The 11,463-nt window shown below is 40.6% G+C and carries 13 protein-coding genes and 2 other annotated features; of the genes, 7 read left to right on the top strand and 6 right to left on the bottom strand.

Annotated features, from left to right (window positions below; genetic code table 11):
* Positions 1 to 62: 62 nt before the first annotated feature.
* Positions 63 to 242: a hypothetical protein gene (locus V1502_RS10075; RefSeq protein WP_119546643.1), complete on the bottom strand. Its 180-nt coding sequence runs from the start codon at positions 240 to 242 to the stop codon at positions 63 to 65.
* 382 nt (positions 243 to 624) lie between these two features.
* Between V1502_RS10075 and V1502_RS10070 the strand changes: the two genes are divergently transcribed.
* The gene (locus tag V1502_RS10070) at positions 625 to 1,164 is read left to right on the top strand and encodes a DUF4269 domain-containing protein (protein WP_409254217.1); all 540 of its coding nucleotides are present in this window, start codon (positions 625 to 627) and stop codon (positions 1,162 to 1,164) included.
* Positions 1,165 to 1,191: 27 nt separating this feature from the next.
* Here V1502_RS10070 and V1502_RS10065 read toward each other — a convergent pair whose 3' ends face one another.
* Complete coding sequence (locus V1502_RS10065) at positions 1,192 to 1,623, bottom strand: YndM family protein (RefSeq protein WP_409254216.1); 432 nt, start codon at positions 1,621 to 1,623, stop codon at positions 1,192 to 1,194.
* A gap of 151 nt (positions 1,624 to 1,774) precedes the next feature.
* Positions 1,775 to 2,003 (top strand) — a binding site (T-box leader).
* 59 nt (positions 2,004 to 2,062) lie between these two features.
* Positions 2,063 to 2,290: a binding site (T-box leader), on the top strand.
* An 86-nt stretch (positions 2,291 to 2,376) separates the two neighbouring features.
* Here V1502_RS10065 and V1502_RS10060 point away from each other — a divergent pair.
* Positions 2,377 to 3,456 (top strand): bifunctional 3-deoxy-7-phosphoheptulonate synthase/chorismate mutase, encoded by a 1,080-nt coding sequence (locus tag V1502_RS10060; RefSeq protein WP_409254215.1) that lies wholly within the window; start codon positions 2,377 to 2,379, stop codon positions 3,454 to 3,456.
* A 1,178-nt stretch (positions 3,457 to 4,634) separates the two neighbouring features.
* Here V1502_RS10060 and V1502_RS10055 read toward each other — a convergent pair.
* Positions 4,635 to 5,636, bottom strand: coding sequence for a DUF3231 family protein (locus V1502_RS10055; RefSeq protein WP_409254214.1), 1,002 nt, complete (start codon positions 5,634 to 5,636; stop codon positions 4,635 to 4,637).
* Positions 5,637 to 5,820: 184 nt separating this feature from the next.
* On the opposite strand from V1502_RS10055, the gene V1502_RS10050 reads away from it, so the two are divergent.
* The 4 genes from V1502_RS10050 (at position 5,821) to V1502_RS10035 (ending at position 9,153) form a co-directional block, all read left to right on the top strand.
* On the top strand, positions 5,821 to 6,996 hold the full coding sequence (locus tag V1502_RS10050) for a TraB/GumN family protein (protein ID WP_409254213.1): 1,176 nt from the start codon (positions 5,821 to 5,823) through the stop codon (positions 6,994 to 6,996).
* 78 nt (positions 6,997 to 7,074) lie between these two features.
* Positions 7,075 to 7,311, top strand: a complete 237-nt coding sequence (locus V1502_RS10045; RefSeq protein WP_409254212.1) for a hypothetical protein — start codon at positions 7,075 to 7,077, stop codon at positions 7,309 to 7,311.
* Positions 7,312 to 7,739: 428 nt separating this feature from the next.
* Positions 7,740 to 8,297: a shikimate kinase gene (locus tag V1502_RS10040; protein WP_409254211.1), complete on the top strand. Its 558-nt coding sequence runs from the start codon at positions 7,740 to 7,742 to the stop codon at positions 8,295 to 8,297.
* Between the two features lie 82 nt (positions 8,298 to 8,379).
* Positions 8,380 to 9,153: a nucleotidyltransferase domain-containing protein gene (locus tag V1502_RS10035; protein WP_409254323.1), complete on the top strand. Its 774-nt coding sequence runs from the start codon at positions 8,380 to 8,382 to the stop codon at positions 9,151 to 9,153.
* 242 nt (positions 9,154 to 9,395) lie between these two features.
* Here V1502_RS10035 and V1502_RS10030 read toward each other — a convergent pair whose 3' ends face one another.
* The 3 genes from V1502_RS10030 to V1502_RS10020 all read right to left on the bottom strand — a co-directional run bounded on the left by V1502_RS10030 (position 9,396) and on the right by V1502_RS10020 (position 10,538).
* Positions 9,396 to 9,665: an OsmC family protein gene (locus tag V1502_RS10030; protein WP_409254322.1), complete on the bottom strand. Its 270-nt coding sequence runs from the start codon at positions 9,663 to 9,665 to the stop codon at positions 9,396 to 9,398.
* Positions 9,666 to 9,866 (bottom strand): hypothetical protein, encoded by a 201-nt coding sequence (locus V1502_RS10025; RefSeq protein ID WP_409254210.1) that lies wholly within the window; start codon positions 9,864 to 9,866, stop codon positions 9,666 to 9,668.
* 126 nt (positions 9,867 to 9,992) lie between these two features.
* Positions 9,993 to 10,538 (bottom strand): GNAT family N-acetyltransferase, encoded by a 546-nt coding sequence (locus tag V1502_RS10020; RefSeq protein ID WP_409254209.1) that lies wholly within the window; start codon positions 10,536 to 10,538, stop codon positions 9,993 to 9,995.
* Positions 10,539 to 10,686: 148 nt separating this feature from the next.
* Here V1502_RS10020 and V1502_RS10015 point away from each other — a divergent pair, with 148 nt between their 5' ends.
* Entirely contained in the window at positions 10,687 to 11,280 is a 594-nt protein-coding gene (locus V1502_RS10015) for a kinase (RefSeq protein WP_409254208.1), read from the top strand.
* The last annotated feature ends 183 nt before the right edge of the window (positions 11,281 to 11,463 follow it).

The following is an 11,463-nucleotide window of genomic DNA, read 5'->3' as shown; positions in this document are numbered from 1 at the left end:
GATAATGGTCCAGGCTTGTCTTGTTTGTTATATAAGATTTAATTAATAAAGTAAGTCCTATTTCAGCTGATTTTGTTCAGTATACTTTTCGTATGCTCTGTGTCAATCTCTTTCATCAACTGTTGCAGTTCTTCTTTCGTATTGCTGTCCAGTCCATTATAGATCAGCAAAGCTTTCGTCTCATCAGAAGTAACGATCCTTCGATAAAGCTTCGAAATTTTTTTACTCCTGTGACTTTCCATTTAACCACCTCGTGAAAAAGATTGACTTAATTATAATACTGAATGAAATGTCTTATCAATACATAAGTATTAAAAATTTGTGAAAATGAGTACTTTATCTGATTAATTGTTGAAATTTTTAAAAAATTAACCATAAAATAAGGTTAACTTATACACTTGGGGATAGCAAAAAATTTTACAAAGGGAGACAGAAAATGAAGGATTATATTGTAAAAAAAAGACAAACTATATACCTGCTTGCCTCATTTTTGATGTTTTTGACAGTGGTTGTCCTCCCATTTACTGAAAAGTTAAAGAGCATCATAAGTATTTTCCTTTTTACAGTGGTGTTGATTGTATTTCTGGTAAATAAATTTGCTGAAAGAACTAAGGATGAACGCATATGAATGAGTTATACAAGAAAATGAAAACCGGCAGTGAGAAACAGATAGCAGCATGGGAGGCGGTACGCGACCTAGGGGTTCTGCTTGACATGAGTAAATATAATCCGACGTTATGCGGCACAGTTCCTATTGGAATTGATACGGCCGGTTCCGACCTGGACATCATTATGGAAGTGCATGACTTTGAAAAGTTTGAAAAACGCTTGGTACAGTTATACAGTCAATATGATGGTTTTAAAATAAAACGGACCTCCATCAGGGGAATGAAGGTCACAAAAGCAAATTTTACATACATGCGCTTTCCATTTGAATTATTTGGACAAGCAATGCCGGTAAACCGGCAAAATGCCTACCTTCATATGATTATCGAACAGAGGATCCTGAATGAAAATCCAAAAATGAAGGAAGATGTGATCAAATTGAAACAAAGGGGTATGAAAACCGAGCCGGCCTTTTGCAAACTGCTGGGTATTCAAGGAGATCCGTATATGGGATTGATCAGGTTTGGCGTGATGAAAGGGTACATTAATAGACCCTGATGAGCCTCGGTGTCAGGGTCTGTCATTTTATTCTTTTTCAGGATTGGGATCTTGTTCTTCAGCAAATTCGTAGGCGAAACTTCGATTAAAGGAAGGGCTGGTTTCCCGTACTTCGAAAGGAATATTTTCAAGTATGGAAGAATGCACAAACACTTCGGAAACTGTGATGAGCAGAGCGGAAATGATGCTGCCCCAGGCCACTTGTAGGTAGCTGTCGAACAATATCCCTCCAAAAATCCACACAATCAGGTAGGTCAGAAAAAAATCGGTTACAAGGGTATTCATTTTTCCAATCCGCGGCAAAAGAATTCGATCACCGACCAAATAGGAAACAATTGTGAGCAGCAGGCTGAAGGATACAATATCCACGGTCGTTGCCTCAAAGAAGAGATCCAGGCTGACCCAGAAGACAACCAGGCTTGCCACAAATTTAACCACTATAATATTAAAAATTTTCACGGATGAAAAACTCCTTTTTTCCTTAGTGTGACGTAAATTGTCGTAGAGCATACATTTGAGGAATTTTATTTTTTCAGAAAAACAATTGACATTCCTGATTCCCGTATCATATAATACCGGAAAGTAAGAATTTTCGAACTAATTATTTTCATAATAAGCCTTGATGGGAACCACAGTAATTCTTTATCTCCCTGTCCAGAGAGCTGATGGCGGTGAGAATCAGTCAAAGATAAAGGATGAAATACAGTCCCTGAGCTTCTTTTTCGTAGTAAAGCGTCTGGCTTTATGAAGGGAAAGACGGTCTGTTGATCGTTAACAATGTTGAGTGGTGAAGTTCCGGCTTCACAACAAGGGTGGTACCGCGATGATTCGTCCCTGCTGATTATACAATCAGTGGGGGCTTTTTTATTATACCGCCCCAAAAACTTTGAAAATTGAATACCCGGCAATGAAGGGATCACAGTAGTGTCTTATCTCCCTGTCCAGAGAGCTGATGGTGGTGAAAATCAGTCATAGATAAGCATGAATTACAATCCCGGAGCTTCTTTTTCGTAATAAAGCGTCTGGCTTTATGAAGGGAGAGACGGTCTATTGATCGTTAACAAGATTGAGTGGTGAGGTTTCGGCTTCACAATGAGGGTGGTACCGCGAGTTATTCGTCCCTGTCGTTTATTCGGCAGGGGCTTTTTATTTACTTTGGTTTAATAGGAAGTCCGGTAAAAAAGCGAAAAAAGAAAATGGAGGAAATTAAAAATGAGTGTAACTAAATTAGGAATTAAAGAATTAAGACATAAAATCGATGAGATAAATCTCCAGCTTTTGGAGTTATTGAATGAACGTGCAGAGATCGTCCAAGAAATCGGCCGCAATAAAAAAGAAGGCGTGAACCGTTACGACCCTGTGAGAGAACGTGAGTCACTGGATATGATTTTAAAACAGCATAACGGTCCTTTCGAGTCGTCCACCATTGTGCATATTTTTAAAGAAATCTTCAAAGCAAGTTTAGAGCTGCAGGAGGTAGACCATCGTAAAGCCTTGTTGGTATCCCGTAAAGACCATCCTGAAGATACAGTCGTCAATGTAAATGGCACTCTGATTGGGAACGGCGTACAGAACTTCATCATGGGACCATGTGCTGTTGAGAGCTATGAACAAGTGAAAGACGTTGCCAAGGCGATGAAAGCGCAGGGGCTTACATTATTAAGAGGAGGGGCGTTCAAACCACGTACATCTCCTTATGACTTCCAGGGACTCGGCTTGGAAGGCTTGAAAATTTTAAGAAAAGTGGCTGATGAAGAAGGCCTTTCAGTAGTCAGTGAAATCCTGACACCGCATGATGTCGAAGAGGCGCTGGATTACGTGGATATGATTCAAATCGGTGCAAGAAACATGCAGAACTTTGAATTATTAAAAGCGGTAGGAAAAGTAGATAAGCCCGTACTGCTCAAGCGCGGATTGTCGGCCACAATCGAAGAATTCATCCATGCAGCTGAATACATTTACTCGGAAGGAAATAAGAACATTGTTCTATGTGAGAGGGGAATCAGAACGTACGAAAAGGCAACAAGAAACACCTTGGATATTTCAGCGGTCCCAATCTTGAAAAAAGAAACACACTTGCCTGTCGTCGTCGACGTAACTCATTCCACTGGCAGAAAAGACCTGCTTTTCCCGGCAGCCAAAGCAGCCCTGGCAATCGGAGCAGATGCCGTCATGGCGGAAGTCCACCCGGATCCAGCCATCGCATTATCAGATTCAGCGCAGCAAATGAATATCGAGGAATTCAATGATTTCATGGAAAAGCTGATAGAGTTCAAAAGCCGGCTTGCGTAAATTATTCTAGAGTGACCTCTAACTTAGGGAGGTCCTATCTAGGAAACATCGTTTAAGGGAGAGGTTGATGTCTTAGCACGGTATTATAATTAAAAGGAGTTTAATGAGGCAGCTGCAAAAGCTCTGCTTTTAGGGCATCATTTGTTGGGAAGTGATTATATGATGCCCTAAAAGCGATGTAATTACGACATTAAATGGAGCTTTCGCCTGAAATGATGCATGTATAACCTGAGAATTCCAGCATCATTTGTTAGGAAGAGAGTAGATGATGCCCTAAAAGCGATGTAATTACGACATCAAATAGTCCTATCACCTAAAATGATGCATGAATAACGTTGGAATTCCAGCCCAGCATCATTTGTTAGGAAGAGAGTAGATGATGCTTTAAAAGCGATGTGATTACGACATCAAATAGTCCTATCGCTTAAAATGATGCATGAATAGCCGGGGAATTCCAGCATCATTTGTTAGGAAAAGAGTAAATGATGCCCTAAAAGCGATGTGATTACGACATCAAAAGTCCCATCGCCTAAAATGATGCATGAATAGCCGGGGAATTCCAGCATCATTTGTTAGGAAGAGAGTAAATGATGCTCTAAAAGCGATGTGATTACGACATCAAATAGTCCTATCGCCTAAAATGATGCATGAATAGCCGGGGAATTCCAGCATCATTTGTTAGGGAGAGAGTATATGATGCCCTAAAAACGATGTGATTATGACATCAACTGGACCTATCGCCTAAATGATGCTGAATAACGTGCAGGTCTAGAGGTAGTAGAGTGGGAGGAGAACCGCAAAGGGAATTTTTAGCATCTCCGGCGGTCTTCAGATGAAAATATATACTTACTGGGTCGAATTTTATGAATACACAACACTAGTGTCTCTAGACTTTTCCTAGAGACACTTCTAGTGGTAAATCAACAGCATTTTTGCCATTAAACCCACGACTTTTTTGCCTTTAAAACATTTCTAAAGGCAATTTAACTAAAACAACACCATTTTGGCGCCTCTAGCCCCTTTACAGCGAAACTTTCATCAGTTACCCGGCGATTTTACACTTCTCTGAGCATATCCAAAGAAAATGGTAACCCCTCAGTCTTTTATGAGAGTCGGCACTGTCCTGTTACAAAAAAACACGTCCACCGGGAAGCTACCCGCGGACGTAGATTTCTCAGTTATTTGATGAGCTTATTTCGATCTTCCATGCTCGGCGGTTGTTCAAGCCAGCCGTTTTTAGCCAAAATTTTTCCGCCGTCCTGTCCGAAAGTAAGGATATCCTTCGCTTTATCAACCAATAACAGGGGCAAATCACTCCTTAAACTGAAGGCAGTTCCGACCGCATTACTGCCGAGTCCGAAGTTACTGAATAGGCTGGTACAATACAGCATCAATTTATCGGAGAAAGGCGGAACTTTTGAATCTGTTGCTTTTGCACCCCAAGTGGATGGCGGCTGGATGTCACTCTGGATCAACACCTGAGAAAAGTCACTGACAATTTTTTTCGACAGTTCTTTCCCTTTCTGAAAGTATTTCTTGACCTCTGGTTCATTGGCAACCTGGGCGAAACCGGTCATAAGCTGCATACCAAAGACATTTGATTCAATGGTGAAATACAGGTAGGCCACTTCTACGGTATTCAGTGCTCTTTTTTCTGAAAAAAGATTAAACCCCGCCATATAATTGGGACTATCGGCAAACTCCACATGCTTAGGCATGGTAACGGATGGAGGGTTTGGAAGGACCTCTTTTTCCTGCAAAAAATCCACACAGTTGTCGTACACACTTTGAGTGAATCCGGTTAATTCCTTATAGAAAAGGATTAAATCTTTTCGATAAGCCATGCTCAAATGTAATGTATGCAGGCCCATACTGATTTCCTTCAAGATACGGAGGAACATGATATCAAAATGATTATCAAATAACTTCGGAACGCCTTTGTTTACATCCTTTTCTGTAAAACCTATAGGAACGACAGCACCCTCTGCTTCAAATAATCCTTTTATTCGGTCCACATAGTTCACTACCTTTGTGTGTGTATCAAGCAGGATTTCTCGTGCCCCATCATCATCTGCAGCTTCTATGAAATATTCCAAAATCCTCTGTATCATTGTCTTTTGCTGGTAGGTCATCCATAATGTCGCCAGTTCAGAAGAGCTTAATGCTTTACTATGAGTCATATGATCACCCTTTTTTCTATTCGTGCTTTTAAACGCTTCATTATAAAGTTTGTTATTTTGGGCAGGAATATACCTTTTTATTATGAAGCAATTCAGAAGTTGACCCATTTTCAACGAAAAAAATGGTAAACTATACATATCATGAATTTTTTAGAAGCCAATGTGGATAAAAGGAAGGGTAACTATGTCTATGGATAATGAACAGAATATTACCAGGTTGAACCTGGATGGAAAAGAATTTATCCTGATCGGGACGGCACATGTTTCCAAAAAAAGTGCCGAGCAGGTCAAAGAGGTTATCGAAAGGGAACAGCCTGATGCTGTTTGCGTTGAACTGGACGAACCCCGCTATCAATCCGTGATGGAAGGGAACAAATGGAAAGAAATGGACATTTTCAAGGTCATTAAAGATGGGAAATCTTCCTTGCTCTTGATGAATCTTGCTATATCTTCTTTTCAAAAAAGGATGGCCAAGCAATTCGGTATTAACGCCGGACAGGAAATGATCCAGGGAATCGAATCCGCTAAAGAAGTCGGCGCCGAGCTTGTGCTGGCTGATCGGAACATTCAAATAACCTTTGCCCGCATCTGGAATCAAGTAGGATTCATAGGAAAGGCAAAACTGATGATGCAGATCGTCTACAGCATCTTCAGCAATGAGAGTATTACGGAAGAAGAACTGGAAAGAATAAAATCCCAGGATATGCTCGATGCCATGCTGAATGACTTCACAGAGCATTTTCCTCGATTGAAAAAACCATTGATTGATGAACGTGATCAATATTTATCTCAAAAAATTAAAACAGCGCCCGGAAAGAAGATCGTTGCAGTGCTAGGAGCAGCACATGTTCCAGGTATAAAAGAGGAAATCAAAAAAGAACATGATCTTAAACGGTTGGATGAACGTCCGCCCAAATCAAAGGTTCCTAAAATCATCGGGTGGGCGATTCCGGTTCTTATCCTTGCAGTGATCGCCTATACGTTCGTCAGTAATCCCACTGCCGGTATTCAGCAGACGATCAGCTGGGTACTGTGGAATGGTTCCTTCTCCGCGTTGGGAGCAGCCATCGGCCTTGGACATCCTCTCGCCATCTTGACAGCATTCGTGGCAGCACCTATTACATCCTTGAACCCGCTCCTTGCAGCAGGATGGTTTGCAGGATTTGTACAAGCTTACTTCCGACGTCCGAACGTAAGTGATTTCGAAACATTGCCGGAAGACGTCTTGAGTGTAAAAGGATTCTGGAATAACAAGGTGACTCGTGTTCTTTTGATTGTCGTTCTTGCCAATCTCGGAAGCACCCTTGGAACACTTATTGGCGGGGCAGACGTAGTAAGGCTGTTTTTGGAAAATCTATAAAAATACACTGCCTGGGTTCTGGTTGAGAACTCAGGCTTTTTAGCAGAATTAAGTACATATTGGGGGAATTACAGCTTTATGCCGTATTTATTGTTATCAATATTTTTAAGTGGATTATTAGCGTTTGTTCTTATGATGATGGGGCCTCTGGCAGGTGGAATCCTGGCATTCGCCATCATAGCAGGTGCTATCTTCAGAGGATTATTTCTCCTGACAGACATTCACAGGAAAGTGACAAAGATTGTCCCGGACAAAGACAAAGCCAAAGAAGTATACGAGGAATATTTAAGAGAAAGAGACCAGAAAACAAGCTGACAAAGAGATCCGGGTCCCCAATTATGCGGGCTGTTTTTTTAGAAGGAAACTTCCTGCTTTGCTTGACTGACAAATGATTCTAGAGAAGATAGCCAAGCTCGGACAGCGTCTTTTATAATTATAATGTTTGAAACATTAAAAAAATATTGTTCCTATTCTCTTTTTCTGGAATAATATACTAAAAAAGTAGATTTAATAAGTAGGTACTATGAAAGAACTGTTTAAATGGAGCGTTTTAATTGCTTGACTCGGTGTTATGATATGGGGAGCTTCTGTAGAGAAATCCTTTTCCAGAGGTGCTGACCTCGGGCTTGGTATTTATTATTTTGCGGCCGTGATGATTGGCGGACTGCTCATTTTCATCAGTTCCAGAATGAATAGTCAGGAAAGGAACGGTCACAAAGAAAATTCATAGGAGGAGTTAACGTTTGAAATTTGTACTTATTTTCGGACCGCAAGCAGTCGGAAAGATGACGGTCGGTCAATCGCTGTCAAAACAAACAGACATGAAACTACTGCATAACCATATGACAATCGATCTCTTGGAACCTTTGTTCGGTTTCACTCCAGAGATGTGGAAGCTCACTCATCAATTTCGCGAGGAAATTTTCAAATCATTCTCCAAGACAGATGAAAAAGGTCTGATTACTACATTTGTATGGGCGTTTAATCAGAGAGAGGACTGGGAGTTCGTAGAAAAAACATGTGCCATCTTCAAATCGCAGGGAGCTGAAGTCTTCCTGGTTGAACTCGAAGCAGATGTCGATGAAAGGCTGAAGAGAAACCAGACTTCTAACCGTCTTGAACATAAGCCAACCAAGCGTAATATAGAGCAGTCAGAAGAAGAATTGTTAAGCACGATGGAAACCTGCAGACTCAACTCAAATGAAAATGAAATCAAAGCAGAAAATTATTTACGAATTGATAACACAGGTTTAACCCCGGATGAAGTGGCGGAGATAATAATAGACGCCTTCCAATTTTAAAAGGAGTTGATGATTCAGATGTGCGGGATTTAAAACAGGACATGAAGCAAGAGACAAAACACTCCCAGAAGTCAGACAGCAGATAAAAGCAGCGATAGAAAGGGATTTATCAAGTGATGACCAGGTAATCAGCCTGTTTTATGGAGGTTCGATTGGAACAGGAAACACTGACTTATATTCAGATATTGACCTTCGGATTGTCGTCAATGAAGAAGCATTTGAAGAGTATAGAATTCATAAGAAGGAGAGAGCCAAGAACTGGGGAGACGTCATGTTCTATGAAGACTTTCCTTGGGCGTCCCACAGTGTTGCTCACTACAAGGGCTTCATTAAGGTTGACTCTTTTTATTATACGAAAAAAGACTTGCAGCCTTCCGTGTGGCTGAAAGATATAAAGATTGTCTGCGATAGGGAAGATTTTATGAAGGGTGTTCAAAGAGAATCCAGAAAGCTGGAATATGAACCATCTTTTGAGGAATTCGATCTATGGAGAAACAAATTTTTCGCATACACTCATGAAGTCTACCGCGGTATGAAGAGAGAAGAGTTCTTCCATGCAGCCAATAGTCTAGAGTCCCTGAGGTTCCATCTAACGACCGGATGGTTCATGGAGTCGGGAATGCAGCCAAACAACCCGGGATACTGGGCAAAACTTGGCGGCACAAGGAGCAGGCTGCATGATTGGCAGTTGAGATTCCTGGAAGAATCGATGGGAGGAAAGAATCCGGAATCTATAATGAGCTCATTGAAGATCCTCGTGCCGGAATTTATAAGGATTCATTCGGTTTTGTGTAAAAGGTTTGGCATCGATGAAAAACGTGCCCATGTCGAAGAAATTTTCGGAATGGTGCTTTGAGAAGCCTTCACTTGGGATGATTTGTATTCGTTTTTTACTTCGAATGAGCGCGGGGTCTCATTGGCGCTGGTTGCAAAAAAATTCATACGCCTAGGAAAAGAAGAGGTACCTCATTCTGCCGCTTACCAAAAGATGACAGGCTATCCTAAATAATCGAACGGGTATTATTCATGTGAAATTAAAAAGGTCTATACATACTAAATAGAGAGGCTGGGGCGAAATCACCTCGGCCTCTCGTCTTCTTAATATTCTTCAATATCCCAGGAATGTTCGAATTCAACGGCTCCTTTTAGTGTTTGGGCAACAGGACAGCCTCTTTCGAAAACGGATAATGCACGTTCTGCAGCATCTCGTTTTCCTTCAGGGACTTTCAAATAATAATGAGAATAGATTTTGGTGATTTTCAAAACACCCTCGGGTGCTTCAATCACACCTTGAACTTTCGCAGAAACTAAATCGGGTGATGTCGGAATTTTACGCGCCTCCAGCGCGCCTGATAAGGTACCGACCAGTCAGCCGCCTGCCGCTGCTACGATGTGATCCAGTGTGGAGGGATGTTCCACTTCAGGTTCCACACCATAAAATTCTTTTACTCCTCCATGTACACCAAATAAGAACGGTTCCTCAAACTTTCCGATATACGCTTCTCTTATTTTGTTTGGTGTATCCTTTTGAACAATTGAAATTTCAGTTAACTCTACAGGTTTACCCATTTTTTCCACCACCTTTTTTTCAGGATACCTATTTAAACATCACAATGCAATTAAGGTGCTTTGACGTTTCAAGAATTTTCAAAAGAAATTCTAATACACCCAAGAGGCTTTTCAACACAAATAGCCTTACTTACTAACCGCTTCTAAAAACTCATCTCGGAGCAGCCCCATGACAATGTTGTCATGAAACTCTCCATCATAAAACAATTCGCTTCGAATGACGCCTTCTTGTTTGAAGCCGAGCTTCTCATAGGACTTTCTAGCACGAGCATTATACGAATAGACACATAAACCGATGCGGTATAAATTGAGCGTCATGAACCCATGTTCAAGAATCAACTTTAAGGCTTCGGTCCCATAACCTTTCCCAAAATATTGCGGATCATGGAGCGCAATTCTTATATTGGCATTGCGATTCAAGTGATCAATCTCATTAAGAGCCAAGTCTCCTATTACTTCATCTGTTTTTCTTAAAACTATGACCAGATCAATCCTGGTGGCATCGAGTGCAAAAGCCTCATAGGCCTTTTCAATTTTTTTAGGCGTCAGGAATTTTTGCAGGCCGGTCATTTTTCTGATTTCCGGGTAAGATAGCGCTTTTAAAATGCTTTGTTCATCTTCTTTGTAAAAGTGCCTCAGATATATGGTTTTACCTTCAAGAAATTTCTCCATTCAAAATCCCCTATTCCATTAGAATCAATTCATTTTTAGTATATCAGTAAAACAAAAATGATGTACGAATTTTCAATCAAACGGAATATTCTGCTAAATTTATGATATACTTTTTTAAATATCTCAACGATGGGGGAGGTAGTAAAGGTTGAAGGATCATTCCCAATCTGTACTGAAAGCCGTTGAAAAAAAGAAAAAAGGAAACCGGTTTATTCTTGGTGTAGATGGATTGAGCCGTTCTGGAAAGACGACTTTCACCGAAAGCCTTTGCGAGTCATTGAAGAAGCAGGATATAGCTCATGCTGTCTTTCACATCGATGACTATATCGTGGAGAAGGAAAGACGGTATGGTACAGGGCGAGATGAGTGGTTTGAGTATTATTTTTTGCAATGGGACCTTCACAAAATTCGCCACGAGTTCTTTGAAAAGTTGTTGCTAGCCAAGGAATTCACTCTCCGGTATTACGATCAGTCCGAAGATTCACATACTCTTAAACCCATCGAACTACCAGAAGAATGTTTCATCATCGTAGAGGGAGTATTCCTTCAACGCCAGGAGTGGCGAGACTTCTTTGATTATGTAGTTTTTCTTGACTGTCCGCAAAAAAGCAGATTTCACCGGGAAAACAAGGAGACCCAAAAGAAACTAAAAAAATTTCAAGACCGGTATTGGAAAGCTGAGGATTTCTATATGAAAGCTGTTTCACCCAGGCAGAAGGCTGATATGGTTTTAAGGGTTTAAGTAATTACAACATGTTTATCACTTTGCCTTAAATTTTATTGCAAATTTTAATTATGAAAGGAAATTACTTTACCATTAGGACGAATGATAAAGCAGAAGAAATCATTCGGGATTTGGAAGTTTATTTCCATAACAGATAAACCTTTTCCAGCTATAATACAAATTCAGAAAGCAGATACTAAC

The organism is Rossellomorea sedimentorum (assembly GCF_046237645.1).
In the GTDB taxonomy this organism is placed as follows: Bacteria; Bacillota; Bacilli; order Bacillales; family Bacillaceae_B; genus Rossellomorea; species Rossellomorea sedimentorum.
This window is presented reverse-complemented; position numbering and strand designations above follow the sequence as displayed.